A 25,687-nucleotide genomic window follows, 5' to 3' on the forward strand; every position below is an offset into this window, starting at 1 on the left:
ACAGGTATACTTAATACTCAAGGATAAAAAAGTGCCGGACGTCACAAACAATATGCTGCGTTTATAAAAATTTTTTATAAAAAATGCCTTTCAGGTAGGGGGGACTCTGATGAGGATAATCGGTTTTTTCCTAAAGAAAAAAATGGTGGCGAGGTCGGAAACACGCCCGCCGGGGAAACCGGCAGGCGGTGGAGTTAGCCGATGCGGTGCTGTTCAAACTGCTCCAACAGCTCGCTGACAAAGGTCAGGCGCTTGGGGCGAGCGCTCAGGTCGAGATTAAACCTGAGCTTGCTGGGGCCATCGAGCTTATAGCGCTGCGGCTGTTTTTGCAGCAGGCCGATAAGGAAGGTCGGATCGACGTGGTTGCTGTCGCTGAATTCGACGAACCCGCCTTTTTCATGCCCTTCGATGCGCCGAATTCCCAGACGCTTCGCCCGTAACCGCATGGCCGCCGTTTGCAGCAGGTTGCGGGCCGCATCCGGGAGCAGGCCAAAGCGGTCGATAAGCTCCACCTTCAGCTCGTCCAGCTCTTCGTCGGACGCAGCGCTGGCGATGCGCTTATAGAATGACAGGCGAGTGTTTACGTCCGGCATATAGTCATCCGGCAGCAGCGCGGGAACGCGCAGCTCGAGGTCGGTCTGGCTGGCGGTCAAGTCCTCCAGCGACGGCTCTCGACCCGCCTTCAGCGCATCGACGGCGCTTTCTAAAAGCTCCATATAGAGCGAGAAGCCGATAGAGGCGATTTGACCGCTCTGATCTTCGCCCAGCAGCTCGCCCGCGCCGCGGATTTCCAAATCGTGGGTTGCTAGCGCAAATCCGGCGCCGAGATCTTCCAGCGAAGCAACGGCCTCCAGGCGCTTCACGGCATCCGGCGTCATGGCTTTTGGATGAGGCGTTAGCAGGTAGGCGTAGGCCTGGTGATGCGAACGACCTACGCGGCCACGCAGCTGGTGCAGCTGCGCGAGGCCGAAGCGATCGGCACGCTCCATGATGATGGTGTTGGCGTTGGGAATGTCGATGCCGGTTTCAATAATCGTGGTGCAGACCAGCACGTTAAAGCGCTGGTGGTGGAAGTCGGACATCACGCGCTCAAGGTCGCGTTCGTGCATCTGGCCGTGGCCGATGGCGACACGCGCTTCGGGAACCAGCTGCGACAGGCGTTCCGCCGCTTTGTTAATGGTCGCGACGTCGTTATAAAGGTAGTAGACCTGCCCGCCGCGCAGCACTTCGCGCAGAATGGCTTCGCGAATAATCAGGTCGTCGTACTCGCGAACGAAGGTTTTCACCGCCAGCCGGCGGGCCGGTGGCGTAGCGATAATCGACAGATCGCGCATGCCGCTCATGGCCATGTTCAGCGTACGCGGAATAGGGGTCGCGGTCAGCGTCAGGATGTCTACGTCGGCGCGCATGGCTTTGATGCGCTCCTTTTGGCGAACGCCGAAGCGGTGCTCTTCATCGACGATTAAAAGCCCGAGATCCTTCCAGCGGATGTCGCTTTGTAAAAGCTTATGGGTACCGATAAGAATATCGACCTTGCCTTCGCTGGCGTCCTGCAAAATGGCCTGCTGCTCTTTGGCGCTGCGAAAGCGCGACATGACTTCGATGCGTACCGGCCAGTTGGCGAAGCGGTCGCGGAAGTTGTCATAGTGCTGCTGGGCGAGCAGGGTGGTTGGCACCAGCAGGGCGACCTGTTTGTTGTTTATGGCGGCCAGAAACGCGGCCCGCATCGCGACTTCGGTCTTGCCAAAGCCGACGTCGCCGCAGACCAGTCTGTCCATGGCTGACTTGGCGCACATATCCCCCAGCACTGCGCCGATGGCGTTTTGCTGATCCGGCGTAGGGGAATAGGGGAAGGATTCGCAAAACAGCTGGTACTGCTCTTTGTCCTGCTTGAAGGCGAAGCCGGGCTTTGCCTCTCGCTGCGCGTAAATATCCAACAGCTCCGCCGCGACGTCGCGCACCTTCTCCGCCGCCTTTTGGCGCGCCCGGCTCCAGGCGTCGCCCCCCAGCTTGTGCAGCGGTGCGTTTTCCTCTGCGCCGCCGGAATAGCGGCTGATTAAGTGCAGCGAAGAAACGGGGACGTACAGCTTGTCTTCCCCTGCGTAGGTTAGAATCAGGTATTCCGCCTTGATGCCGCCGGCTTCGAGCGTTGTCAGCCCCGCATAGCGGCCGACGCCGTGCTCAAGGTGAACGACGGGCTGGCCTGGGCGCAGTTCCGCCAGGTTGCGGATAAGGGTGTCGGTATTGATCGCGCGGCGGCTGTCCTGGCGGCGAGGAGTTACCCGTTCGCCGAGCAGGTCGCTTTCGCAGATAACGGCAAGCCTGCCTTCGACGTCTAAAAATCCGTGCTCACAGGCGCCTATCATCAGGTAGTGGCCCGGCTTATCGGCCTGCTGCAGCGCGTCTATCGAGCGAGGCTTGAGCTTGATGCGGGCCAGCAGCTCCGTAAGCGTTTCGCGCCGGCCTTCGCTTTCGACGGAGAAGACGATGCTGCCGTCAAAGCTTTCGGTAAAGCGCCGCAGGTTGTCTAACGGAGACTTGCTCTGATGCTGAACGGAGAGGTCCGGCAGGGGGCGATAGTCCAGATTGATGCTGCCGGCCTTCTCTGTGACGTCGTCACTTTTTAACCGCATTTGGGGCCAGGCCTTCAGCTCGCCAAACAGCCTGTCGGTCGGCAGCCAGAGGGCGTCTGGCGGTAGAAGCGGGCGCATTGGGTCAATGCGGCGGCTTTCAAAGCGCTGGTTTGCATCCTGCCAGAAGCGTTCGGCGGCGCTTTCGATATCACCCAGCGTCACCAATAGCGTATTGGCGGGCAGGTAGCTGAACAGGGTTGGCAGCGGTTGGCTGAAGAACAGCGGCTGCCAGTACTCGATACCGGACGGCCAAACGCCTTTGCTGACCTGCTGATAAACGTGTTCCGGATCGCGCCTTACCTCAAAGGTCTCTCGCCACTGGCTTCTGAAAAGCTCGATGGCCGCCTTGTCCGTTGGGAATTCGTGCGCGGGCAGCAGGTTAATGGCGTCGACTTCCGTAAGCGTGCGCTGGGTATCAACGTCAAACAGCCGGATGCTGTCAATTTCGTCGTCAAAAAAGTCCAGCCGGTAGGGAACGTCGCTCCCCATCGGAAACAGGTCGAGCAGCGCGCCGCGAGTGGCGAATTCGCCGTGTTCCAACACCTGGTCGACGGCGCGATAGCCCGCCTGTTCTAACTGAGTGCGCAGGCCGTCTCTGGATAAGCGATCGCCTTTCTTTGTCACCAGCGCGTGGCCCATCAGGAAAGAATGGGGGCACACCTTCTGCATCAGGGTGTTGACCGGCAGAATAGTGGCGCCGTTTTGCATCTGCGGCAGTTGATAGAGGCTTAGCAGCCGCGATGAGACAATCTCCTGATGGGGAGAGAAGCTGTCGTAGGGCAGCGTTTCCCAGTCCGGCAGCGCAGTGACCGGCTTTTGGGTAAACTGCTTGAGCTCATCGTTTATGCGCAGCGCCAGCTGCATGTCGGCGGCAACGAGCAGTACCGGGCCTGGATGGCGGTCGATAATTTCGGCGCAAACGAGCGCGGAAGAGGAGCCGTATAAATGGCCGATTTGCCTGACGTCTGTGGCGCGCACGGGCAGAGTAAAGCGGTGTTGAGAAGGCATACTGTCATCAAGTCTCTTTATCAAACTGGCAGATTGGGCGGACAAATAGCGTCCGCTGGGCGCGGCGATTTGCCGCTATCCCATTCTGTCGGGTCTTACGTTTTCTTCGCCCCATTCTTTGTTTCAAACGTCATTTCAAAACGGTCAGGCGAGGATTTGGTACATATAGTAATCCAACCCTAAAGGCTTGTCTGAAAAAATAGCGGCCTGCCATCGGCGGGATTATCAGCCTACCGCGCCTAAGGTATAGAAAACGGGGATTTTTCCAGCGGCATAACGATGATAAACTTACCGTCGCCGTCGGATACCGAATGCAAAAACGACATCGAATAGCCGGACGAAAGGCCGATGTCTCTAATTGGTCGCGCCGCTTGCCAAGCTTTGCGCAAGCGTCGATAAACTGAGTCACATACCTTAATGTATCAACCCGTTGCGTTATTTATAGGTCTGCGCTACATGCGCGGGCGAGCGTCAGACCGATTCAGCCAGTTCGTTTCCTGGCTTTCCACCATAGGCATTACGCTTGGGGTTATGGCGCTAGTGACCGTGCTGTCGGTCATGAACGGCCTCGAACAGGAGCTTGAAAAAAGCATTCTCGGCCTGATGCCGCAGGCGCTGGTGACGACGCCTCAGGGCAGCCTGAATCCCCAAACCGTTCCCGCGACCAGTCTGAAAACGCTGACCGGCGTAACGCGCGTTGAGCCGCTGACCACCGGCGACGTCGTGATGCAGAGCGCTAAAGGCATCGCCGTCGGCGTCATGCTCGGCATAACCAAAGAGGATAACGACCCGCTGGCGGGCGACGTTTACAGCACCAGCGTATCCGCGCTGGAGCCCGGCAGCTACAGAGTGATTCTGGGCGAGAAGCTGGCGGAAAAGCTTGGCGTACGTCTGGGCGATCGGGTGCGCCTGATGGTCACCGGCGCCAGCCAGTTTACGCCAATGGGCCGCATTCCCAGCCAGCGCCTGTTTACCGTGATCGGCACCTTCGCCGCCGGCAGCGAAGTTGACGGCACTCAACTGCTGGTGAACCAGCAGGACGCTTCGCGCCTGATGCGCTATCCGACCGGCAACGTCAGCGGATGGCGCCTGTACCTGACGCGCCCGCTCGATATTGACCGCGTAAGCCAGCAGCCGCTTCCCGAAGGGCTGGTGATGAAGGACTGGCGGGAGCGCAAAGGCGAATTGTTCCAGGCCGTACGGATGGAAAAAAACATGATGGGCCTGCTCATCGGGCTGATTATCGCCGTCGCGGCGTTCAACATTATTACTTCGCTTAGCCTGATGGTGATGGAGAAAGAGGGCGAAGTGGCGATTCTACAAACCCAGGGGCTTAAGCGTCGCCAAATAATGAGTATTTTTATGGTGCAGGGCGCTACCAGCGGCATCATCGGCTCGCTGCTGGGAACCGGCCTGGGCCTGCTTCTTTCCAATAAGCTTAATGCCATAATGTCGTTCTTCGGCATGTCGCTCGGCGGCGCGAAGCTGCCGGTGCTTATTGACTACTCTCAAGTCATTACTATCGCGCTGTTCTCTATGGGGCTGGCGCTGCTTTCCACTCTTTACCCATCATGGCGGGCCGCCGCCGTTCAACCAGCAGAGGCGTTACGCTATGAGTGATTCTTTATTGTTGCAATGTGTAGACCTTTGCAAAACCTATCAGGAAGGCAAGCTTAAGACGGACGTGCTTAAAAGCGTCAACTTTTCCATGCGTCCGGGCGAGCTGATGGCGATTGTCGGCAGCTCGGGTTCCGGTAAGAGTACGCTGCTGCACCTGCTGGGCGGGTTGGATGCGCCAACCTACGGCGACGTGATTTTCAACGGCCGCTCGCTCAGCCGTATGAGCGCTTCCGAAAAGGCCGAGCTGCGCAATACTCAGTTGGGCTTTATTTATCAGTTTCATCACCTGCTGCCGGACTTCACCGCGTTGGAGAACGCCGCAATGCCCCTTTTAATCGGCAGCAAAAAGCCGTCTCAGGCGTTGGAACAGGCGCGCGCCATGCTGGCGGCGGTAGGATTGGAGAAGCGGGCAGCCCACCGGCCGTCTGAGCTTTCCGGCGGCGAACGCCAGCGGGTGGCGATCGCTCGCGCGCTGGTGAATAACCCGGCTCTGGTGCTGGCGGACGAACCGACGGGCAACCTGGACAGAAACACGGCCGACAGCATTTTTGAGCTGCTGGGCAACCTTAACCGCCAACAGGGTACGGCGTTTCTGGTGGTGACGCACGATCTGGAACTGGCGCGGCGCCTCGACAGGCAGCTTGAGATGCGCGACGGCGTGTTGAGCCAGCGGGCCAGCGTGCTGGAGGTTGAGTAATGTCGGCGCTGCCTCTTTCGCTAACCATCGCCCTGCGGTTTATTCGCGGACGGCGTCGAAGCGGCATGGTGTCGCTCATCTCCGTTATTTCGACGATAGGCATTGCGCTGGGCGTCGCGGTGCTGATTATCGGCCTGTCCGCCATGAACGGCTTTGAGCGCGAGCTGAAAAACCGCGTACTGGCGGTGGTTCCTCACGGTGAAGTTGAGCCGGAGCAACCGTTTAACGACTGGCCTGCGGCCCAAGAGCGTATGTCTCACGCGCCCGGCGTGGCCGCCGTTGCGCCGTACGTGCTGTTTACCGGGCTGGTAGAGAGCGGCACACAGCTTAAGGCCATACAGATCCGGGGCGTCGAGCCGAAGGATGAAGAGCGCTTAAGCGCTTTGCCGCAGTTCGTGCTGAATGACGCCTGGAAGTCCTTTAAAGCCGGCGAGCAGCAGCTGATTTTAGGCAAGGGCATTGCCGACTCGCTAAACGTGAAGCAGGGCGACTGGGTAACGGTGATGATCCCCAACAATGACGGCAGCGGCGACGAGCTAAAAATAGGCCAGCCTAAGCGCATTCGCCTGCACGTTACCGGCATTTTGCAGCTTAGCGGCATGCTGGATCACAGCTACGGCATGGTGCCGCTCGGCGATGCGCAGCAGTATTTGGATATGGGTGACAGCGTCACGGGGATTGCCTTTAAGGCCGACAACGTGTTTGCCGCCAACGTCGTGGCGAAATCGGCTGCGGAAGCGAGCGGGAAGTATGCCTACTATCGCAGCTGGATTGCCTCTTACGGCTATATGTACCGCGATATCCAGCTGGTGCGCAGCGTGATGTATCTGGCGATGATTTTGGTCATCGGCGTCGCCTGCTTTAATATCGTCTCAACGCTGATTATGGCGGTAAAAGACAAGAGTTCGGACATTGCGGTGCTGCGTACGCTGGGGGCGAAAGATCGTCTTATTCGCGCCGTGTTTATTTGGTACGGCCTGCTGGCGGGGCTGGTGGGCAGCCTGTGCGGCGTGGCGTTTGGCGTGCTGGTATCGCTTCAGTTGACCGCCATCATCAAGAAAGTTGAAGTGCTGGTCGGGCACCAGTTTCTTTCCGGCGGCGTTTACTTTATTGACTTCCTGCCGTCAGAACTTCATCCGCAGGACATTATTATCGTACTGGCAACCGCCATTGCGCTGAGCCTATTGGCCAGCTGGTATCCGGCCCGCAGGGCCAGCCGCATCGATCCGGCACGGGTATTGAGCGGCCAGTAAAACGATAAGACGAGGAGGTACACCATGTATTACGGTTTTGACATGGGCGGTACGAAAATCGAGTTTGGCGCTTTTGACGCACAGCGTAACCGGCTGATACAAAAGCGAGTTCCCACCCCGCGCGATGACTACCAGGCGCTGCTGGATGTCTTTACGAGCCTGACGCTGGAAGCCGACTCCGAACTGGGCCTTGTCGGCTCCGTTGGCATCGGCATTCCCGGTATGCCGGATGGCGAGACTGGCGCGCTGTTTACCGCCAACGTTCCGGCTGCGATGGGAAAGCCGCTGGCAAAGGATTTGTCGACCCGTATCGGGCGACCGGTCAAGGTTGAGAACGATGCAAACTGCTTTGCGCTGTCGGAAGCCTGGGATGACGCGATGGTCGACTACCCGAGCGTGCTGGGGATTATCCTTGGCACCGGCGTCGGCGGCGGGCTGATTATTAACGGCAGGCCGTTCTCCGGCCGTAACCATATCGTCGGCGAGTTTGGCCACCTTCGCCTTCCCGTTGACGCATTGGAGCTGTTGGGCAGAGACATTCCCCGCGTTCACTGCGGCTGTGGCCACGACGGCTGTATAGAAAACTATATTTCCGGGCGCGGATTTGAATGGCTTTATCAGCACTTTTATCAGGAACCGCTGACGGCACAGGCGATTATCGAACGCTACAGGGCTAAGGACGCACGCGCACAGGAACACGTAGCGCGCTTTATCGACGTGTTGGCGGTGTGCCTGGCGAACGTGTTTACCGTGCTCGATCCGCATGCGGTCGTGTTGGGAGGCGGGCTGTCCAATTTTGATGAGATGTATTTGCTGCTGCCGGAGCGCATTCGCCCCCATTTGCTGAGCGTGGCCCGCGTGCCGCCGATTGAGAAAGCGCGCTGGGGCGATTCCGGCGGCGTTCGCGGCGCGGCCTTTCTTAATCTCGGCGTTTAAGACAGAATAGAGGGCCGTTATGCCCTTCAGGATGAAAAGGAGTTTTGCGCCATGCGCATTCACCGACGTTTGCATCACCGTAAGATGAAGCGTGCCAGCCATAGGCTTCGGCGCATGCGCTACTATTCCGGCCGGATTTACGCGGAGTGCAGTGAAATGAAGGCCAGCATTTATCCTTCCGTTGTCGTTCTTACCGGTGCGGGCATTTCCGCCGAGTCCGGCATTCGCACCTTTCGCGCCTCTGACGGCCTTTGGGAAGAGCACCGCATTGAGGACGTCGCAACGCCGGAAGGCTATGAGGCTAACCCCGAGCTGGTGCAGGCGTTTTACAACGCCCGCCGCCGCCAGCTGCTTAGCCCAAACATCGCACCCAATGAGGCCCATAAGGCGCTGGCGAAGCTGGAGAACCTGCTGGGCAGCAAGTTTCTTTTAGTCACGCAAAACGTAGACAACCTTCACGAGCGGGCGGGTAATCTGCGGGTTGTCCATATGCACGGCGAATTGCTGAAGGTGCGCTGCACGTGCTCTGAGAAAGTGTTTGACTGGAAGGGCGACCTTTCCGTTGACGACCGCTGCGACTGCTGTACGCCGCCGCAGCCGATGCGTCCTCACATCGTTTGGTTTGGCGAAATGCCGCTGGAGATGGGGCAGATTAGCAAGGCGCTGGCCGAGGCGGACTATTTTATCGCCATCGGCACGTCGGGCCACGTTTATCCGGCGGCCGGGTTTGTGCGTACGGCAAGCCTGTCCGGAGCTCATACGGTAGAGTTAAATCTGGAACCGAGCAAGGTGGGCAGCAGCTTTGCCGAAACGCACTACGGCTTAGCCAGCCAAACCGTGCCTGAATACGTTCAACAAACGTTTCTTGACGCGTTTTCTTTTGACTGCTGTAAAGATAAATAGCGTAAGAAGCCTAGGACCATAGATTAGACATGAGCTTTATTAAGATTGATACCGTTTCACCTGACGAATATCCGGCGCTGACCGCGCTTTGGGAACGCTCGGTGCGCGCAACCCACCACTTTCTGCCTGAGGCCGACATTCTGGCGCTCAGACCGCTGTTGCTAAACGACTTTTTGCCGCAGGTGACGCTACGCTGCACGCGCAACCAACGCGGCGAGCCCACCGGCTTTATCGGCCTGTCGGACGATAAGGTCGAAATGCTGTTTATTGACGACGCCTGCCGCGGGCAGAGGCTGGGAAGGGCGCTGATGGACTACGCGGTCAACGAAGCCGGTATCCGCAAGGTCGACGTCAACGAACAAAACCCTGATGCGCTGGCGTTTTATCAGAAATATGGTTTTAGCGTGATAGGGCGTTCCGAGCTGGACGGCATGGGAAAGCCGTATCCGCTGCTGCATTTGGTGCTGGATAACCGCACATAAGGAATGTTGCCATGGAATGGCTATTGGGATCGTTAAGGCTGCTGGGCGCGGTGCTGATTTGGGGCTTTCATCAGATGGCTGCACTGATATGCGCCGTTTATCTTTGTATGACGGCCTATTATTGGTTGGAAATTCGTCCCGTTGTTCAGACGTCGCTTGCGTCAGCTCAGCCCTATTTGAGCGATGAGCCTGTAATGAAGGCGCTGCGGGAAACGGCGATAAAAATAACCGGTAATTCGCTTGGTTATATTGTCCGCGTGATAAAACCTCCCGCTAAAAAGCATCTATATCGTCATTTGGAAGCCGTCGTTTGGACTTACTGGTTGAGCGCTCTATACGATGACGATTCTTTGTATTCAATGACGTTGGCTAAAGCTTATTTTGGTCAGGACGCTCAGGGTAACGCCGTTTACGGCGCTCGAGAGGCGGCAGAGAAGCTGTTTCATACCACGCTGGAGAAGACCTCGTGCGAACAGCAGGTGCAGATGGTGGTTATGCTAAAGGCGCCTTCGCTTTATAAACCAGGCTCAGAGCGCTTGGTTAAAGGAAGCCAGCGCTTCATGTCCCTTTGTGCGCTTTAATCGTTACCCGAGAAATAGTTACCCACGTTACGTTAAGGAATGACGCCAATGTCAACGGAGTTTGATAAGTCCTATTTTTTCGATGAAGCGAGCGAGGCTCGATATCGTATCGCTATTCCCGCAAAGTCCTTATCGTTTAGCGACTATCAGGTCGGCGGCTGGCTTGCCTGGAATAAAAAGAAATCTCATCACCGCTATTTAGGCTCCACAAAAAACGTTATTTTCGGCTTGATATGCGGCCTTCTGGCCATTCTCGCCTGTGAGTTTCTGTTTTCCGTAAAGGGCGTCAGGCTGAATCTTTCCGGCTGGTACAACGGTTCATCCGATTGGCTGTTTCGGGCGCGGAATGCTCAGGTGCTGTTTATTCTTCTCTGCGCCTTTATCTTAGGTTCTCTTCTTCGTTCTTTTGTATTTAAAAGGAGGTATCGAAAAAATCTCCAGCGGCTTTACCAAGTTAATGACAGCATACAGGGCGGTTGCCTGCTGGAGTTAACGGAAAAGGGAGTTCGCTGCGCCAATGCAAAGGCCAGCAGCTGTATTAGCTGGCAGAAAATCCAGGGCGTCATTAGCCATAACGACATTGATTATATCTTGGTAGAAGAGGGATTGTTTTTGTGGATCCCTGCGGCGCTGGAAGGATATCCACGCGATGAGGTGCTGGCATTTATTGAGGCAAAGCGTCGTGAAGAGTAGGGAACTGCAATAAGAGCACGTTGCCCCGCCGAACTATCGGCGGGGGTATATTAAAGCACGCTGAACGCTTTAGGCGTTAGCCTTCATCTTCATCGGTTCATGAATGGTTAACAGAATAATGAACGTCAGAATCGAAATTCCCGCCATGAAAAAGAACACGTTGTTCCAGCCGTAGTGGTCAAGGATTAGGCCTCCAATAAACGGTGTCGCCGCACCGCCCAGCTGTCCGCCCATGTTGACCAGTGCGTTGGCGACCGGGAACTTTTCTTTGGCGATAAACGACATCGGGTACACCATGTAGGCGGAGAAGCCAATGCTTAACAGCAGGCCGGTCATAAACAGCAGCAGGGCGCAGACTGCGGGATTAGCCGGTGTATGGATTAACAGCAGCATCATGATGGAAGTTGAGATCGCTGAAATCATCATGCCCGGTTTTCTCCGCTTGCCCAAAAACTTGTCTGACAGCACGCCGCCGAGCAGGTTGCCCAACACTGCGCCGACCCAGGGGGCGGCGGCGACAAAGCCCATGCCGATAACGGAAAGGTTCTTCTCCGTTAGCAGATAGGTCGGGATCCAGGCGAGAAGCAGGCTGGAAATCCCTAACTGGAAGCAGTAGCCTAGGCTGCATCCCCACACGTTCCACGACTGGCAGATGCCTTTAGTGGTCTCCAGTAGCTTGATCTCTCTTACTCTAATGAGTGAATCCAGTACGGCGATCTTTTTATACTCGTCCTTTTTCGATGCTGTGCTTTCGGTACCGTTCGCCTTTTCGTTAATCAGGTCAACTTCGGCCTGATTGGTGAATTTTGAGCGTTCGGGGCGGTCGGCGACGAAAGTATACCAAAACAGAGGAAGCAAAATGCCGGAAATGGCGAAGAAAAGAAAAACTTCTTTCCATCCCCAGGCGGCAATGATGACGGCGCCGACGATGGGCGTAATAACCGGCCCCAGCTTGATGGAGGAAAGGAATATGCCGGAAGCGATGCCTTTCTCTCGAGAGGGAAACCAGTTATTGATAGTTGACGTGACGCCAATCGGCAAGGGGCCTTCGGCAACGCCTAACAGAACGCGGCATATTTTAAGCTGCAGAATGGAACTGACCATGCCGGTCATTCCCGTCACCAGCGAAGTCAGAACCATGGAGGTAGTAAAGACCTTGCGTACTCCGAATCGGGAAATTAACCACGCTGACGGCAGTTGGATTAGCGCATAGGCTATGAGGAACAGGCTGACCAGCGCGCCTGCTTCGGCGTTAGTCATGGAGAATTCCTTTCGGATAAACGGCAGGGCGACGCCCAGGTTGGCGCGGTCCGCTGCCGCCACCGTATAGATTAGGAAAAAGAGGGTTGCCACCCACCAGCGATGGTGCGTTGGCTTTGTTGGCGCAAGAACGCCGGTAACGTGAGTGCTCATCGCGGTAGTCCTATTGTAGGTTTAAGAGGCGGAAGGTTTCGCTAAGGTTCATCAGTTCAGCCGTTGTTGCGCCCTGAGCGATTTTTTCTTTAAACGCCCCCTCTTTGCTTTCCCGCGCGAGGGCTAGTTCAAGCGTACGTTCAGCGCTACTGGCAGGCACAATCGCAACGCCGTCTCTGTCTCCGATGACGATGTCGCCGGGAGAAACTGTGACGTCGCCTATTGTGACCGGAACGTTAACCCGGCCCGGCTGCGTTTTGCCGGTTCCCTTAATGGAGAGTCCGCGAGAAAAAACGGGGAAGCCTAGGTGTGCGATGGCGTCGGCGTCCCTCACGGCGCCATTCACCACGATGCCGGCCAGGCCGATCTTTAAGGCTTGGGTGGTTAATACGTCGCCCCAAACGCCGGCTTCAATAAAGCCTTTGCAGTCGATGACCAAAACGTCGCCAGGCTGTGCGTGTAACAGGGCGTAGTGGATCATGAGGTTATCGGCGGGACGCATGTCGACGGTAAACGCGGGGCCAGCCAACTTCATATCGGCACAGATGGGCTTGATGCCAGCATCGAGCGCGCCAAATGCTCCCTGTGCTTCATAAACGGTGGCCGAGCCCAGCGCTATTAATTGCTGGGCGATAGCTTCTTTATTATTCATAGAGTAATGTCCAGAGTATTTCTTTATTTATTGGGATTGCGTTGTAGAAGGTGATAATTATGTTTTTTTCTGGCCTGTGAAATTGATATGCCATTTAATACGTCATTTAAAATATCGTTTTCTACCGATTGCATAATCAGCGCTCTGTCGATAACGGATTTTATATGGCTTCTGGCTACGACGACGGCGCCGTCAATATCAGCAACGATAAGGTCGCCCTGTTTAATCAATACGCCGCTGATAGTGATGGGCTGACATACGGCAGCGACCTGTACACGGTCTTTCCCCGTGCGCATATAGCGCCCAAGCGCATAAAGCGGATAATTAACGGCATTGGCTTCCTGCGTATCGCGGCATACGCCGTTAATAACCGTTCCTGCGATGTTTCGCTTGGCAGCCAGTTGACTTAGAATGCCGCCCCAGACGGTGCAGTCCGGGCGCGCGGCGTTATCAATAACAACCACGTCACCAGCCTTAACGTCGTCGATGAAGTCGCCAACGGTACCCATGTTATCTCTGTCTATGGCGGTGTATCTGACGGTCCAGGCGGTACCGACAACCGCATTTTTACCGGCAATGTGCTTTATTCCCAATAGCGAACCTGGCAATGAAAAATAGTCCAATGCGTCGGATATTTCCGGCGTCGTCAATTTCTTTGCTTTTTCTATATAATCGTTTATATCTAAATCAGACATCTTAATCTCCTTCGTGTTTTTTGATGATGATTAGATATAACCCCATATTGTACAAGCAGTTAAAATTGAGCATAGGATAAGAAAAAATGAACTTAAAACAGCTTGTCTATTTCTGTAAGGTGGTTGAATCCGGAAGTATTAGTCAGGCGGCGAAATTACTATTTGTCGCTCCGACGGCAATTAGCATGCAAATTTCGGCTCTGGAGGAGCAACTGGGTGGTGAGTTATTAAATAGAAGCACCCGCCCAATGGCATTGACCAAGTTAGGTGAGTTTTTTTATTCCAGATCGCAAGAGTTAATCTATGACTTTAATAAGCTGGAGTCGGACACTGAACTATTTATTAATAATAAGTCTGCTGTACTTAATATCGGTTTCACCCGCTCTGTTATGTTTAATATCCTACCCGAGGCGATTAAAAAATTTAAGGAACGTTACGCTCACGTACAGATAAACCTGACGGAAGTACTGTCAGAATATCAGTCGGAGATGTTGATCAATGGCGCTATCGATATCGGCATCACTCGCGAACTGGAGAACGATAACTTTGTATCCGAGTCCCTCGAACACCGGCTTATCCTCATTGACCCAATGGTGGCCGCGATCCCTAGGGATCACTATCTGTCCAGAAAGCTTTTCCTGACTCTGAGGGATTTTGTTAATTCGCCTTTTATTATTTATCCAAAGGATGACCGCAGCGGCTTTGCGGGGAAATTTTTTGATATGTTTATTCAGCGCCAGTGTCAGCCTATGGTTTCCTATCGCGCAATTGAAATTCACACTGCGCTAGCATTAGTCGGCGCCGGGTTAGGCGTTACTCTGGTAGGGAAATCAACCATTCCAAATAACAGGCAAGACGTTCTCTTTCTGCCTATTCAGGATTTTAATATCTCTAGCTATATTTATTCCGTTTGTCGGTCTGATAATAATAATTCTTTGATTGCCGATTTTATTGATGTGCTGGAAGGCGTGTCCGGATAACAGACTAAAGAGGCAGTGGTGTAAATAAAAGCCGGGCTTTTTTACCCGGCTTAGCGTTACGTTTTTCTCGCTGGTACGTGACTTCGATCACGCGTCAGCCAATTCCCCCAGCGCCTGCTGCAGAATTTCCGCCGCCAGAATAACGTCGTCAAACTCGCTGTATTCGTCCGGATGGTGGCTGATGCCCTCTTTGGACGGAATAAACAGCATACCGGCGGGGAAGTCCTGCGCCATGTACATGGTGTCGTGGCCTGCGCCGCTCATCATGGTGACGGAAGAGACGCCCTGTTCCTGACAGATGCGCTCAAGGCGGTGAACGATATCGTCGTTCATCAACACCGGCATATCGTTAGCCAGTTCGTGTACGTGTATGACGACGTCCTGTACGGACTTGGCGTGCTCAACGGAGGCCAGGAACTTGGCGACCACGCGGTTGACGCTGGATTTATCGACGCCGCGGATGTCGACGTAGAAGGTCACGTCGCCGGGGATCACGTTGATGGCGTTCGGCGTGACGTCCAAGCGGCCGACGGTGCCAACCGTTCCGTAGGCGGACTCATAGCAGGCGGCGGTGTTGATGTCGGTAATGATGCCGGCGCTTGCCACCAGGGCGTCGTGGCGCTGGCTCATCGGCGTTGCGCCGGAGTGGTCGGCGTGGCCGTGAACCTCTACGCGGTAGCGGCAGGGGGCGGCGATGCCGTTAACGACGCCGATGCGTTTTTGCTGATGCTCTAACACCTTGCCCTGTTCGATGTGGGTTTCGATAAAGGCGGAGAAGTAGTCGGTCGGCAGGCGACACTCTTTCAGCTTCTGGCTTTGATAGCCGCAGTTATCCAGCACTTGGAAAATATTGTTGCCCTGGCTGTCGGTGTTTTTCGCCCATTTGTCAAAGTCGGCCTGGCCGGCCATCACCTTACTGGCCATACAGGCGAAGCCGAAGCGGCTGGACTCTTCCGCACGGAAAATCACCAGTTCAAGAGAGCGCTTGAGCTGCTGCGGCTTGAACTGGGAAATGGCATACAGGCCAGCCATAACGCCGATAACGCCGTCGTAGGCGCCGCCCTGCGGCACGGAGTCGATGTGAGAGCCAGTGCCGACGGCGGGCAGTTCGGGATTTTTACCCGGCAGGCGGGCAAAGACGTTGCCCATGGCGTCCTGACGCACCTCAAGCCCCAGCTCGCGGCACTTTTCTATCATCAGCCGGTGAGCCTGTTCATCCTCTTTGGAGTAGGCGAGGCGAGTAATGCCCGGTGAGCCGTCGTTAAGGGTAAAGGCGGTGATTTGTTCGAAAAGATCGAGCGCCGATTGTTTAGTGAGAGCTTGAGCCATTCCAGTATCCTTTATGTCTGTTGTTGCCTGAATATTTGGAGGGGGATGCCCGTATTCCAAACTGAAACCTTTAGCGTCGCAGGGTACCAACGCTTTTGAACATCATAACAGTATAAGAGATTAAGACCTTAGTCTAATTCACGGCGAGCTTGATATAGGTCATACAAAGGGGAAAAGGCTCGCCGTGCCGATGCGTTGGCTAATGACACCGCTTCAAGGCGGCTAAAAACCAGGCCTTGAACAGTTCCTCGTCGATATCTACGCAGACCTTGCAGTTTGCGGCTTTGCCGAGAGAAGCTTTCAGGTCGATAACCGTCGCGCCCGAGGTGTACTCGCCTTTCGTCTCGACGGCGACAAAAACGTTTTGAACGGTAAACATTTCTGGTTTTAAAAGGTAGGCAATAGCGCAGCTGTCGTACATTTTTAATCCGGTATTAAAGCTTCCGCCGCGATATTTCCTAAACAGGCTGTACATCATGTCGCCCGTTTGATTCATTTGCTTGATTTCTTCGCTGTCCTGCGGGTAAACCAGCGCTTTCAGGCCAACGTCAAGGGGCGTCATGGCGATAGCCAGACCGCTTTCAAAAACGATTTTTGCCGCTTCCGGATCGACGGCGATATTAAACTCGGAAAGTACGCCAAAATTGCCTCGTCCCAGCGCGCCGCCCATGAGGACGATTTCGGCTATTTTTCCCTTTATCTCAGGGTATTCCCTTAACAGCAGGGCGACGTTCGTCAGCGGCCCAATCGCGACAATCGTGATTTTTTCTTCTGATTCTTTTAGCGTTTGATACATTGCCTGAACGGCGGTGATGTTTAGCAAATTTCCCCTATTGGGCTCTGGAAATTCATAGCCCTCCATTCCGGTAACGCCGTGTACTTCGCTTGCGTCTCTGACCTCGCGAAGGAGTGGCCGGGCGGCGCCTTTGGCGACGGGGGTGCTTAGCGTCCAAAACGTGAGTAGCTTAAGTGCGTTGTTGGTCACGTGCTCAATGCCGACGTTACCGGAGACCGTGGTGATAAGCTTGACGTCCAGCTCTCTAGCAAACAGCGCAATCCCCAGCGCTACGGCGTCGTCAATGCCAGGGTCGGTATCAATAATAATTGGCCTCTTGGCGCTCATTTTATTCTCTCCTCATCTGATGGCCTGCGTGACCCCATCTTATTAGAAGGCCGTTGCCGGAGGGAAGAAAAAATAAACCCCGCCGAGAGGCAGGGTTTGCAGAAATTACGGCATGAGTGAAGTATTAGCCGCCGGCTTTCAGGTTTTGAAACAGCGTCTCGTACAGCAGCCCGGCTTCACCGACGGAGCCCAGCCACTGTCCCTTTTCAAGCACTTCCGGATCGGGATAGAGGGACTTGTCTTCGGTCAGCGACTTGGGAAGCAGCTTTCTCGCTTCGATATTCGGCGTTGGGTAGCCGATTTCATTGGCTATCCTGGCTGCGACTTCCGGACGAAGAAGGTAGTCGATAAGCTTGAGCGCGCCTTCGACGTTCTTGGCGTTAGATGGAATCGCCATGCTGTCCATCCAGAAAACACCTCCCTCTTTGGGCCAGATGTACTGAAGGTGAACGCCTTCCTGACGCGCCATGTACGATGAGCCGTTCCACAGCATGCCGATATCAATATCCCCCTCGATATAAGGGTTGGCGGGCGCGTCGGAGTTGAATACTACGACGTTATCCATCAGCTTGCGCAGCTCTTCATAGCCTTCTTTAATCTGCTTGGGATCCTGACTGTTTATCGGATAGCCCAGCTTAAGCATGGCGATGGGGAACACTTCGCGAGCGTCATCGAGGATCAGGATGCGGTCCTTGAAGCGAGGCTCCCAGAGGTCCGCCCAGCCGGTGACGGTTTTCGGATCGATAACGTCAGTATTGACCGCGATGCCGGTTGCGCCCCAGGTATAGGGGATTGACCACTCGTTGGTGGGGTCAAACGGCTTTGACTGCAGGGCAGGGTCGATATTCTTGAAGTTTTTAAGCTTGCTGGTATCGATTTTTTGCAGCATGCCTTCGTCGCGCATCTTGGCGATAAAGTAGGCGGAAGGGACTACCAGATCATAAGCGCCGTCTTTATAGGTCTTAAGCTTGGTGTACATGGTATCAATGGATTCAAACGACGAGTTGATCACCTTGATGCCGGTTTCTTTGGTAAAGTCGTCCATCAGGCCGGGCGGAACGTATTCCGACCAGTTGTAGAAGTAAACGACGTTTTCTTCGGCTTGGACTGGCGCCGCGCCGAAAGTGAGCAGCAGCGTACCTGCCGCTAACAGACGAGACCACTTTTTCATGTAGGCCGTATCTCCAACATCGGATAAAAAACGTCGCCGACGAACGTGACGTCGGCGATAAACACTATTTTCCGCTGCGATCGCGCTGAATAAGCTGGCTAACCAACACCAGTATCAGCGAGAAGACCAGCATGATGGTCGCCAATGCGTTTACTTCCGGCGACATGCCCACTTTTACCATCGAGTAAATCTTCAGCGGTAAAATTTCGTAGGACGGGCCGGTGACGAAGGATGACACGACCACGTCGTCCATCGACAGCGTGAAGCTCAGAAGCCAGCCGGCGACGACGGCGGGCATGGCGAGAGGCAAAACGATTTTACGCATAATGGTAAATTCGCCCGCGCCCAGATCGCGCGCGGCCTCCAGCATCCTGACGTCAAAGCCCTTCAAGCGAGAGTAGACGGTGATCGTCACAAAAGGCAGGCAGAAGGTGATGTGCGCCAGCATCAGCGTCCAAAAGCCCAGCGACAGGCCTAGCAGCATGTAGAGCGCCAGCAGTGAGATAGCCATAACGATGTCCGGCGACATCATAACCACGAACAGCATGCCGCTAACGAAGGGCTTACCGCGAAACTGATAGCGGTAAAGCGCCACTGCCGTGAGCGAGCCGATAAGGGTGGCGAACGTCGCCGACAGAGAGGCTATGACCACGGAGTGGCCCGCCGCCTGCAGCAGGCTGTCGTTATTCATCAGGATCTCGTACCACTGGGTGGTGAAACCGCGCCAGGTGACGCCGTATTTAGCGACGTTGAACGAGTTGACGATCAAAATAACGATCGGGATGTACAAAAAGGCGTAAACGGCGGTCATAAAGCCGCCCCGGAAAAGGCGTCCAATCATTCCAGTTCATCCTTTCGGTTAAGTAGCTTGCCTACGCGGTAGTAAACGAACAGCATCAGCCCCATCAGCACCGTTAAGACAATGCTGGTCGCAGCGCCGAACGGCCAGTCGCGCAGCCGAAGAAACTGGTTTTTAATCACGTTGCCGACCAGCAGGTTCTTGGCGCCGCCCAGCAGGTCAGCGATATAGAACATGCCCATTGCCGGCAGCAGCACCAGCAGGCAGCCGGCGATGATGCCCGGCGTGGTGAGCGGGATGATAACGCGCGTAAAGGTTTGCACCTTGCCCGCGCCCAGATCGCGCGCCGCTTCAATGTAGGACTTGTCCAGTTTTTCGATGCTGGAGTAGAGCGGCAGTACCATAAAGGGCAGCAGAATATAGACCAGACCGATAATGACCGCTTCCTGCGAGTACATGATGCGCAGAGGCTCGTCGATAAGCCCGATGCCCAGCAGGATCTGATTTAACACGCCTTTGGTGCTGATGAAGATCTTCAGCCCGTAGGTGCGAATAAGCGAGTTGGTCCAGAAGGGAACAATCAGCAGAAACAGCATGACGGGCTGTATCCGCTTGGGCATATTGGCGATGATGTAGGCGAACGGGTAGCCGACGAGCAGACAGAAAAACGTGGCGATAAGCGCCATGTTTAACGAATGCAGCAGCACCTGCGCATACATCGGGTCAAACAGCCGGGTATAGTTGTCCAGCGTAAAGACCATCGCCAGCAGGTTGGCGTCGTCACGGGTCAGAAAGCTCGTGCCGATAATCATCAGGTTAGGCAGGAAAACGAACAGCACTAACCATGAGACGATAAGCGTAATAGAGAGCTTCTGAAACAGCTTGCGCTGTGAAGGCTTATTGAGCGCTGTCATCATCTGGCAGTACCACCTCCCAACGTTCGGTCCAGGTTATGGCGACCTTGTGATTTATCGAGTGGTCGACGTCCGGATCGTCTTCGTTAAAGAACTCGCTAATCATCACCATTTTGCCGTTTTCCAGCTCAACGATAGAGTCCAGCGTCATTCCCTTATAGTTGTGCTCGCGAATGTGGCCGATAATTCCATCGACGCTTTCGCCTTCTTTTACCGCTACGACCGACAGGTCTTCAGGGCGCAGCAGCACTTTGACTTTGTCGCCCGGATTGACTTCAAGGTCTGTCAGAATGCCGCATTCACGGCCTTCAACGTTGGCCAGAACGCGCTTATCGTCGATGCGATGTAGAACGATGGCGTCAAACACGTTGATTTCGCCGATAAAGCGAGCGACAAACATGTTCTTCGGTTCTTCATAAATTTCCCGCGGCGTGCCGTCTTGCTCGATGCGGCCGTTGCGCATAACGACGATGCGATCGGACATCGTTAGCGCTTCTTCCTGATCGTGGGTAACGAAGACGAAGGTAATGCCGAGCGTACGCTGCAGCGCCTGAAGCTCGTTTTGCATCTGCTTGCGCAGCTTGTAATCGAGCGCAGAGAGCGATTCATCCAGCAGCAGCACTTTGGGCTTGTTGACCACGGCGCGGGCGATAGCGACGCGCTGCTGCTGGCCGCCGGACAGCTGATGGGGTTTACGCTGGGCGAAGGCGTCCAGCTGTACCATCTTCAATGCTTCCATTACGCGCGGCGTAATTTCAGCCGACGGCGTTTTCTGCATGCGCAGGCCGAAAGCGACGTTGTCAAATATGGTCATGTGGGGGAACAGCGCGTAGCTTTGGAAAACCGTATTCACGTGCCGTTGTTCGGCGGGCTGATGGGTAATGTCTTGCCCGGTCAGCATGATTTGTCCGTCATCAACGGTTTCAAGCCCGGCGATAAGGCGCAGCACCGTCGTTTTCCCACAGCCCGATGGCCCGAGAATAGTCAGGAATTCGCCGTCGTTAATCGTTAGGTTGAATTGGTTGATGATATCGCGCCCGTCGAAGCCCTTACGCAGGTTCTTAAGTTCGACGACAGGTGAAAGAGAGGAGTTTTCAGTCATTTTTTTCTGTCACTCTATCCCATATGGTTAGTAAGCAGATAGAACCCCACCGCTGCAAAAGACTGCATGAAAGAACACAAAACCGTACTCCACAATTATAGACGGTTTAAGCCAAAAAGGGCTTCCTTGTGTAATTCAAAACTAGCGGCACCCTTCGAAATTTTCGAAGCGCGGATAATAGACCGACTGGGTAATAAATGAAAGCTTATTTGGCCAAAAGAGGCTTTTTTTATAGCCATATGTTTAGACGGGAATTATCGTCGCTTACGGAAAGGTAAAAATGAGAGAAGAAAGCCCGTTTTCTTATTAATGATACTCCTAATGAGTGCGAGTAAATTAGGCTCAAGCTGACTTAACGCAATATTTTAGCTCTTAGGATACGCATAATGTTTAAAGCATATTCGGGGAGAAAAAAATGGAACGGTTACTGGATCGATTCTTTCACTATGTTTCGTTCGATACGCAGTCAAGGCCAAACGCTCGCCTAGCGCCCAGCACGGAAGGCCAAACCATGCTGGCGGAGTCCCTTGCGCGTGAGCTTATAGAGATGGGACTGAGCGACGTAGAGCTCAGTCCTTACGGTTGTTTGACGGCGACGCTGCCGTCTAACGTCGGCTGGTCCGTTCCTACTATTGGCTTTTTAGCCCACATGGACACCTCTCCGGACGTTTCCGGCAAGGGCGTCAGGCCGCAAATCGTCGATAACTATCGCGGAGGCGATATTGCGCTGGGCATCGGCGATGAGGTGCTGTCGCCGGTCATGTTCCCGGTGCTGCACCAACTTCACGGTCAGACGCTTATCACCACCGATGGGAAAACGCTATTGGGCGCTGACGACAAGGCCGGCATCGCGGAAATCTTGACCGCGATCGCGCGCTTGAAGGGAAGCGACCGCCCGCACGGCGACGTTCGAATTGCGTTTACGCCGGATGAGGAAGTGGGAAAAAGCATGAAGCATTTTGACATCCAGCAGCTTGGCGCGCAGTGGGGGTATACCGTAGACGGCGGCGGAGTGGGCGAACTGGAATGTGAAAACTTCAACGCCGCTCAGGCGACCGTAAAAATCGTCGGTAACGGCGTGCACATTGGGCGCGCCAAGGGCGTAATGATTAGCGCCTTAACGCTGGCGGCGCGCTTTCAGCAGATGCTGCCGGCAGATGAAACGCCGGAGAATACCGAAGGCTATGAAGGCTTTTATCACCTTAACGCCATTCGCGGCAGCGTAGACTATGCGGAAATGAGCTATAGCATTCGCGACTTTGAGCGAGACGGTTTTGAAAAGCGCAAGCGTACTATGATTGAGGCAGCAAAAGCTGTGGGAGAAGGGCTTCACCGCGATTGCCATATAGAAGTGACGATTAAGGATTTGTACTACAACATGCGCGAAGAGGTCGCCAAGCATCCTCACGTGGTGGAGATTGCTCATCAGGCCATGTTGGATAACGGCATTGAACCACAGATCGTGCCGATTCGCGGCGGAACGGACGGCGCGATTCTTTCGCAGCGCGGCCTGCCGTGCCCGAACATATTTACCGGCGGCTATAATTCCCACAGTAAGCACGAATTCATTACCGTTGAAGGGATGGAGAAGGCGACTTCCGTCATTATGCGCATTGCGGAAATCACGGCGGAGCGCGCCCGTTAATATAGCAAGAGAGATAAGAAAAGGCCCATCGTTACACCGTAACGATGGGCCTTTCTTTTTGAGCGGCTAAGTCGACTAATAGTCGTTGAAGTACCAGTATCCGCAGTTGACCAGGCGCGCAAGTTCGGCGACGAAGGCCGGATCTTCCAGCGCATCGCCCAGCTCTTTCTGGCCGATAAGCGGATAACGACACAGAGCGTCGGCCGCTTCAATGCGGTCAGTATCGATAAGCTCGCCGTTGGCGTAGCATCGATCGCCGATGCGTAAAACCCGCAGCCCGCTCAGGCGAATCAGCTGCTCGCCCTGAACCAGCGAGTCGTAGATCTCATCGGAGCGATAGGGAGGCTCTGCGGGGGCGATGTCCAGCTCGTGGCGTGATGTCGTCACGAATTGGCCGAACCAGGCGTTAAAGGCCTCAGGCTGGTTAATTAACCCGATCATCATATCGCGAATGCGCGCCAGCTCGTGTTCCTGAACTTCTGAAGGATTGGTGCGAAGCGTCAGGTCCGGATCGCTATAGTGTTCGCCACCGAGGTCGTGTTCCAGCACGTAGTCGGCAAAGTTGCTGATAAGGTCGCGCCCGTTGGGGCCGCGATAGCCGACGGAGTAGTTCATCGCCGTTTCGTGGGTAAAGCCGTCGTGCGGGAATCCGGGCGGAATGTAGAGAATGTCGCCGGGCTCGAGGTCTTCATCGATGATGGGGTCAAACGGCTCAACGTGCAGCAGCGCAGGGTGCGGGCAGTACTGCTTCAGCGGCAGCCTGTCGCCGACTCGCCAGCGGCGGCTTCCCATGCCCTGGATAATGAAAACGTCGTACTGGTCGATATGCGGACCAACGCCGCCGCCTGGCACGGAGAAAGACACCATCAGATCGTCAAAGCGCCAGTCGGGGAGGTTGCGGAAGGGGCGCACCAGCGCCGCAGAGGGCATATGCCAATGGTTAACGGCCTGAACCAGCAGCGACCAATCCTTTTCTCCCAAATGGTCGTAGCTTTCAAACGGTCCGTTGCTGGCCTGCCAGTGCCCGTTAGGGCGGCTAACCAGGCGACTGTCCACTTCATTTTCCATCGCGAGCCCCGCCAGTTCATCGGGGGAGATGGGATCGATAAAGTTCTTTATCACGTTTTTAAGAACGACCGGGCGTTTTTGCCAGTAGCGTTCAAGAAAGTCGTTCCAGTCTAAATCCAGTTGATAATCCATGGTATAAGTCGCCTTGTAGTGGGAACTGGCGTGATTATATATGAGGTAAATGGAAAATACCGGTATGGAATCTCACTTTTTATCTTCGTCTTTCGCAGGCAAACGATAGCGTAGGTCTAAAAAGACCATAGGAATTAACTGTTAGTGCAAAGCGACGTTAGGCGCTATGATTATTCGCTATGGCTGAGGGCTACCGTGTTTAACCGCTTTGCCGCCATTCTCCAGAACCGTTTGAGCGCTCAGCCCCGATAAACTATCCGTACGTTGCGGATTAACCGAGTTTTAATGTCTTCTGAACTAACTGAATTAAAAGGATGCGGGGAGTCGGCGTTCTTGCTTTACGATCTCCACAGCCATACGCAGATGTCTGACGGTAAATTAACGCCGCAAGAGCTGGTTCTGCGGGCCTGCGAGATGCGCGTAGGGGCGCTTGCCATCACCGATCACGATACGACGGATGCGCTTGAGGCCGCCGCTCGGGCGATTGCAGAGTTGAACCTGCCGCTTCGTCTGATTAACGGTGTAGAAATATCCACCGCGTGGGAAAGCTTTGACATTCACATCGTCGGGTTGAATATTTCACCAAAAGCCGAGGAAATGGTCCGGCTTTTAGCCGCTCAGTCGCAAAAGCGCGCCGAGCGGGCGCAGGAGATTGGTCGGCGGTTGGAAAAGGGCCGAATTCCCGATGCCTTAGCGGGCGCTCGTCGTCATGCGGGCGAAGCAGGCATTACCCGGGCTCATTTCGCGCGTTATATAATGGAAACCGGATTTGCTTCGGATATGGTTCAGGTTTTCAAAAACTATATGGTTAAAGGGAAGCCCGGCTACGTGCCGCCGCCGTGGTGCTCAATGGAAGAGGCTATTCTGGCTGTCCACGCGTCGGGCGGGCAGGCGGTGCTGGCGCATCCGGGGCGATACGGCCTTTCCGCCAAGTGGTTAAAGCGCCTTATCGTTGACTTTAAAAGCGCGGGAGGGGATGCGCTGGAGGTGGCGCAGTGCCAGCAGCCGCAAAACGAACGCGCGCAGTTGGCCGCCTATGCGCGGGAATACGGCCTGTTGGCTTCCCAAGGTTCGGACTTCCACTATCCCTGCGCCTGGGTGGAGCTAGGGAGAAAGCTTTGGCTGCCTGCGGGCGTTACGCCCATTTGGCAGGACTGGCCGCGTTAATTTATCGTCGTTCGCTGCTCAATCTGGCGCATAGCCGAAGAGCGGCGGGCTTAAGGAGTTTTTATGTCACAGTTTTTTTATATACACCAAGATAACCCGCAGGCTCGGCTGATAGGCCAGGCGGTAGACATTTTACGCAAGGGTTGTGTGATTGTTTATCCGACCGATTCGGGCTATGCGCTAGGCTGCATGCTGGAAGACAAGCATTCCATGGAGCGCATTTGCCGCATCCGACAGCTGGACAGCAACCACAACTTTACCCTGATGTGTCGCGATCTGTCTGAGCTGTCTACCTATGCGCACGTAGACAACGCGGCGTTTCGCCTGATAAAGAACAACACGCCGGGCAACTACACGTTTATCCTCAAAGCGACGAAAGAAGTACCCAGACGCCTGATGAATGAAAAGCGCAAGACCATTGGCCTAAGGGTTCCGTCGAACCCCATCGCGCTGGCGCTGTTGGCCGAACTGAACGAGCCGATGATGTCAACGACGCTGATGCTGCCCGGCAACGCATTTGCCGAATCAGATCCGGAAGAAATCCGCGATACGCTGTCAAAGCACGTCGACCTGATTATTAACGGCGGCTACCTGGGACAACAGCCGACGACGGTTATCGACCTGACGGAGGAGTCTCCGGTGGTGGTGCGTGAAGGCGCAGGCGATCCGACGCCGTTTCTTTAACGTTGGA

At 54.9% G+C, this 25,687-nt stretch carries 23 protein-coding genes; 12 read left to right on the plus strand and 11 right to left on the minus strand.

Annotation, left to right across the window (positions count from 1 at the left end; translation table 11 throughout):
- Positions 1-194: 194 nt before the first annotated feature.
- The gene (gene mfd, locus G544_RS0101980; RefSeq protein ID WP_027273034.1) at positions 195-3,641 is read right to left on the minus strand and encodes a transcription-repair coupling factor; all 3,447 of its coding nucleotides are present in this window, start codon (positions 3,639-3,641) and stop codon (positions 195-197) included.
- Positions 3,642-4,058: 417 nt separating this feature from the next.
- Between mfd and lolC the strand changes: the two genes are divergently transcribed.
- The 8 genes from lolC to G544_RS0102025 are packed head-to-tail and all read left to right on the plus strand — an operon-like array spanning position 4,059 to position 10,806.
- Positions 4,059-5,261 carry a lipoprotein-releasing ABC transporter permease subunit LolC gene (gene lolC, locus G544_RS0101990; protein ID WP_027273035.1) on the plus strand — a complete coding sequence of 401 codons (1,203 nt, stop codon included), beginning with the start codon at positions 4,059-4,061 and terminating at the stop codon, positions 5,259-5,261.
- Positions 5,254-5,958 carry a lipoprotein-releasing ABC transporter ATP-binding protein LolD gene (gene lolD / locus G544_RS0101995; RefSeq protein WP_027273036.1) on the plus strand — a complete coding sequence of 235 codons (705 nt, stop codon included), beginning with the start codon at positions 5,254-5,256 and terminating at the stop codon, positions 5,956-5,958. The genes lolC and lolD overlap by 8 nt, the downstream gene beginning before the upstream one ends.
- Positions 5,958-7,211, plus strand: a complete 1,254-nt coding sequence (gene lolE, locus G544_RS0102000; RefSeq protein ID WP_027273037.1) for a lipoprotein-releasing ABC transporter permease subunit LolE — start codon at positions 5,958-5,960, stop codon at positions 7,209-7,211. Before lolD ends, lolE begins: the two co-directional genes overlap by 1 nt.
- Positions 7,212-7,235: 24 nt before the next feature.
- The gene (nagK, locus tag G544_RS0102005) at positions 7,236-8,147 is read left to right on the plus strand and encodes an N-acetylglucosamine kinase (RefSeq protein ID WP_027273038.1); all 912 of its coding nucleotides are present in this window, start codon (positions 7,236-7,238) and stop codon (positions 8,145-8,147) included.
- Between the two features lie 51 nt (positions 8,148-8,198).
- Positions 8,199-9,050 (plus strand): Sir2 family NAD+-dependent deacetylase, encoded by an 852-nt coding sequence (gene cobB, locus G544_RS19735; protein ID WP_051155525.1) that lies wholly within the window; start codon positions 8,199-8,201, stop codon positions 9,048-9,050.
- A gap of 29 nt (positions 9,051-9,079) precedes the next feature.
- Positions 9,080-9,532 carry a GNAT family N-acetyltransferase gene (locus tag G544_RS0102015; RefSeq protein WP_211218891.1) on the plus strand — a complete coding sequence of 151 codons (453 nt, stop codon included), beginning with the start codon at positions 9,080-9,082 and terminating at the stop codon, positions 9,530-9,532.
- Positions 9,533-9,543: 11 nt separating this feature from the next.
- Positions 9,544-10,113: a transglycosylase domain-containing protein gene (locus G544_RS0102020; RefSeq protein WP_051155526.1), complete on the plus strand. Its 570-nt coding sequence runs from the start codon at positions 9,544-9,546 to the stop codon at positions 10,111-10,113.
- A 48-nt stretch (positions 10,114-10,161) separates the two neighbouring features.
- On the plus strand, positions 10,162-10,806 hold the full coding sequence (locus tag G544_RS0102025) for a YcxB family protein (protein ID WP_027273041.1): 645 nt from the start codon (positions 10,162-10,164) through the stop codon (positions 10,804-10,806).
- A gap of 69 nt (positions 10,807-10,875) precedes the next feature.
- Here the strand turns inward: G544_RS0102025 and G544_RS0102030 are convergent, their stop codons facing one another.
- Genes G544_RS0102030 through G544_RS0102040 form a run of 3 tightly spaced genes read right to left on the minus strand, consistent with a single transcriptional unit; the run spans position 10,876 to position 13,566 of the window.
- Positions 10,876-12,219 carry an MFS transporter gene (locus tag G544_RS0102030; RefSeq protein WP_027273042.1) on the minus strand — a complete coding sequence of 448 codons (1,344 nt, stop codon included), beginning with the start codon at positions 12,217-12,219 and terminating at the stop codon, positions 10,876-10,878.
- 10 nt (positions 12,220-12,229) lie between these two features.
- Positions 12,230-12,871, minus strand: a complete 642-nt coding sequence (locus G544_RS0102035) for a 4-carboxy-4-hydroxy-2-oxoadipate aldolase/oxaloacetate decarboxylase (protein ID WP_027273043.1) — start codon at positions 12,869-12,871, stop codon at positions 12,230-12,232.
- Positions 12,872-12,894: 23 nt separating this feature from the next.
- Entirely contained in the window at positions 12,895-13,566 is a 672-nt protein-coding gene (locus tag G544_RS0102040; protein ID WP_027273044.1) for an RraA family protein, read from the minus strand.
- An 86-nt stretch (positions 13,567-13,652) separates the two neighbouring features.
- Between G544_RS0102040 and G544_RS19740 the strand changes: the two genes are divergently transcribed.
- On the plus strand, positions 13,653-14,546 hold the full coding sequence (locus G544_RS19740; RefSeq protein ID WP_071783233.1) for a LysR family transcriptional regulator: 894 nt from the start codon (positions 13,653-13,655) through the stop codon (positions 14,544-14,546).
- 87 nt (positions 14,547-14,633) lie between these two features.
- Here the strand turns inward: G544_RS19740 and G544_RS0102050 are convergent, their stop codons facing one another.
- The 6 genes from G544_RS0102050 to potA all read right to left on the minus strand — a co-directional run bounded on the left by G544_RS0102050 (position 14,634) and on the right by potA (position 20,984).
- Positions 14,634-15,875, minus strand: a complete 1,242-nt coding sequence (locus tag G544_RS0102050) for a Zn-dependent hydrolase (RefSeq protein ID WP_027273045.1) — start codon at positions 15,873-15,875, stop codon at positions 14,634-14,636.
- A gap of 199 nt (positions 15,876-16,074) precedes the next feature.
- On the minus strand, positions 16,075-16,998 hold the full coding sequence (rihC, locus tag G544_RS0102055) for a ribonucleoside hydrolase RihC (RefSeq protein WP_027273046.1): 924 nt from the start codon (positions 16,996-16,998) through the stop codon (positions 16,075-16,077).
- A gap of 124 nt (positions 16,999-17,122) precedes the next feature.
- Positions 17,123-18,169 (minus strand): extracellular solute-binding protein, encoded by a 1,047-nt coding sequence (locus G544_RS0102060; protein ID WP_027273047.1) that lies wholly within the window; start codon positions 18,167-18,169, stop codon positions 17,123-17,125.
- 64 nt (positions 18,170-18,233) lie between these two features.
- Positions 18,234-19,010 carry a spermidine/putrescine ABC transporter permease PotC gene (gene potC / locus G544_RS0102065; RefSeq protein ID WP_027273048.1) on the minus strand — a complete coding sequence of 259 codons (777 nt, stop codon included), beginning with the start codon at positions 19,008-19,010 and terminating at the stop codon, positions 18,234-18,236.
- On the minus strand, positions 19,007-19,882 hold the full coding sequence (gene potB / locus G544_RS0102070) for a spermidine/putrescine ABC transporter permease PotB (protein ID WP_036023216.1): 876 nt from the start codon (positions 19,880-19,882) through the stop codon (positions 19,007-19,009). The genes potC and potB overlap by 4 nt, the downstream gene beginning before the upstream one ends.
- A complete protein-coding gene (potA, locus tag G544_RS0102075) occupies positions 19,866-20,984 on the minus strand; it encodes a spermidine/putrescine ABC transporter ATP-binding protein PotA (RefSeq protein WP_027273050.1) in 1,119 nt (372 codons plus the stop codon). The genes potB and potA overlap by 17 nt, the downstream gene beginning before the upstream one ends.
- A 415-nt stretch (positions 20,985-21,399) precedes the next feature.
- Between potA and pepT the strand changes: the two genes are divergently transcribed.
- On the plus strand, positions 21,400-22,629 hold the full coding sequence (pepT, locus tag G544_RS0102080; RefSeq protein WP_027273051.1) for a peptidase T: 1,230 nt from the start codon (positions 21,400-21,402) through the stop codon (positions 22,627-22,629).
- A 75-nt stretch (positions 22,630-22,704) separates the two neighbouring features.
- On the opposite strand, the gene G544_RS0102085 is transcribed toward pepT, so the two are convergent.
- Positions 22,705-23,829 (minus strand): ribosomal protein uL16 3-hydroxylase, encoded by a 1,125-nt coding sequence (locus G544_RS0102085; protein WP_027273052.1) that lies wholly within the window; start codon positions 23,827-23,829, stop codon positions 22,705-22,707.
- A gap of 285 nt (positions 23,830-24,114) precedes the next feature.
- Between G544_RS0102085 and rnm the strand changes: the two genes are divergently transcribed.
- Both rnm and G544_RS0102095 read left to right on the plus strand, forming a co-directional pair.
- Entirely contained in the window at positions 24,115-24,996 is an 882-nt protein-coding gene (gene rnm / locus G544_RS0102090; RefSeq protein WP_051155528.1) for an RNase RNM, read from the plus strand.
- A gap of 63 nt (positions 24,997-25,059) precedes the next feature.
- Entirely contained in the window at positions 25,060-25,680 is a 621-nt protein-coding gene (locus G544_RS0102095) for an L-threonylcarbamoyladenylate synthase (RefSeq protein ID WP_027273054.1), read from the plus strand.
- Positions 25,681-25,687 lie beyond the last annotated feature (7 nt).

This window comes from Leminorella grimontii ATCC 33999 = DSM 5078 (assembly GCF_000439085.1).
GTDB lineage: Bacteria > Pseudomonadota > Gammaproteobacteria > Enterobacterales > Enterobacteriaceae > Leminorella > Leminorella grimontii.

Coding starts and splice junctions, on each gene's coding strand:
- mfd (WP_027273034.1), bottom strand. CDS start 3,641: ATGCCTTCTCAACACCGCTTTACTCTGCCCGTGCGCGCCACAGACGTC.
- lolC (WP_027273035.1), top strand. CDS start 4,059: ATGTATCAACCCGTTGCGTTATTTATAGGTCTGCGCTACATGCGCGGG.
- lolD (WP_027273036.1), top strand. CDS start 5,254: ATGAGTGATTCTTTATTGTTGCAATGTGTAGACCTTTGCAAAACCTAT.
- lolE (WP_027273037.1), top strand. CDS start 5,958: ATGTCGGCGCTGCCTCTTTCGCTAACCATCGCCCTGCGGTTTATTCGC.
- nagK (WP_027273038.1), top strand. CDS start 7,236: ATGTATTACGGTTTTGACATGGGCGGTACGAAAATCGAGTTTGGCGCT.
- cobB (WP_051155525.1), top strand. CDS start 8,199: ATGCGCATTCACCGACGTTTGCATCACCGTAAGATGAAGCGTGCCAGC.
- G544_RS0102015 (WP_211218891.1), top strand. CDS start 9,080: ATGAGCTTTATTAAGATTGATACCGTTTCACCTGACGAATATCCGGCG.
- G544_RS0102020 (WP_051155526.1), top strand. CDS start 9,544: ATGGAATGGCTATTGGGATCGTTAAGGCTGCTGGGCGCGGTGCTGATT.
- G544_RS0102025 (WP_027273041.1), top strand. CDS start 10,162: ATGTCAACGGAGTTTGATAAGTCCTATTTTTTCGATGAAGCGAGCGAG.
- G544_RS0102030 (WP_027273042.1), bottom strand. CDS start 12,219: ATGAGCACTCACGTTACCGGCGTTCTTGCGCCAACAAAGCCAACGCAC.
- G544_RS0102035 (WP_027273043.1), bottom strand. CDS start 12,871: ATGAATAATAAAGAAGCTATCGCCCAGCAATTAATAGCGCTGGGCTCG.
- G544_RS0102040 (WP_027273044.1), bottom strand. CDS start 13,566: ATGTCTGATTTAGATATAAACGATTATATAGAAAAAGCAAAGAAATTG.
- G544_RS19740 (WP_071783233.1), top strand. CDS start 13,653: ATGAACTTAAAACAGCTTGTCTATTTCTGTAAGGTGGTTGAATCCGGA.
- G544_RS0102050 (WP_027273045.1), bottom strand. CDS start 15,875: ATGGCTCAAGCTCTCACTAAACAATCGGCGCTCGATCTTTTCGAACAA.
- rihC (WP_027273046.1), bottom strand. CDS start 16,998: ATGAGCGCCAAGAGGCCAATTATTATTGATACCGACCCTGGCATTGAC.
- G544_RS0102060 (WP_027273047.1), bottom strand. CDS start 18,169: ATGAAAAAGTGGTCTCGTCTGTTAGCGGCAGGTACGCTGCTGCTCACT.
- potC (WP_027273048.1), bottom strand. CDS start 19,010: ATGATTGGACGCCTTTTCCGGGGCGGCTTTATGACCGCCGTTTACGCC.
- potB (WP_036023216.1), bottom strand. CDS start 19,882: ATGACAGCGCTCAATAAGCCTTCACAGCGCAAGCTGTTTCAGAAGCTC.
- potA (WP_027273050.1), bottom strand. CDS start 20,984: ATGACTGAAAACTCCTCTCTTTCACCTGTCGTCGAACTTAAGAACCTG.
- pepT (WP_027273051.1), top strand. CDS start 21,400: ATGGAACGGTTACTGGATCGATTCTTTCACTATGTTTCGTTCGATACG.
- G544_RS0102085 (WP_027273052.1), bottom strand. CDS start 23,829: ATGGATTATCAACTGGATTTAGACTGGAACGACTTTCTTGAACGCTAC.
- rnm (WP_051155528.1), top strand. CDS start 24,115: ATGTCTTCTGAACTAACTGAATTAAAAGGATGCGGGGAGTCGGCGTTC.
- G544_RS0102095 (WP_027273054.1), top strand. CDS start 25,060: ATGTCACAGTTTTTTTATATACACCAAGATAACCCGCAGGCTCGGCTG.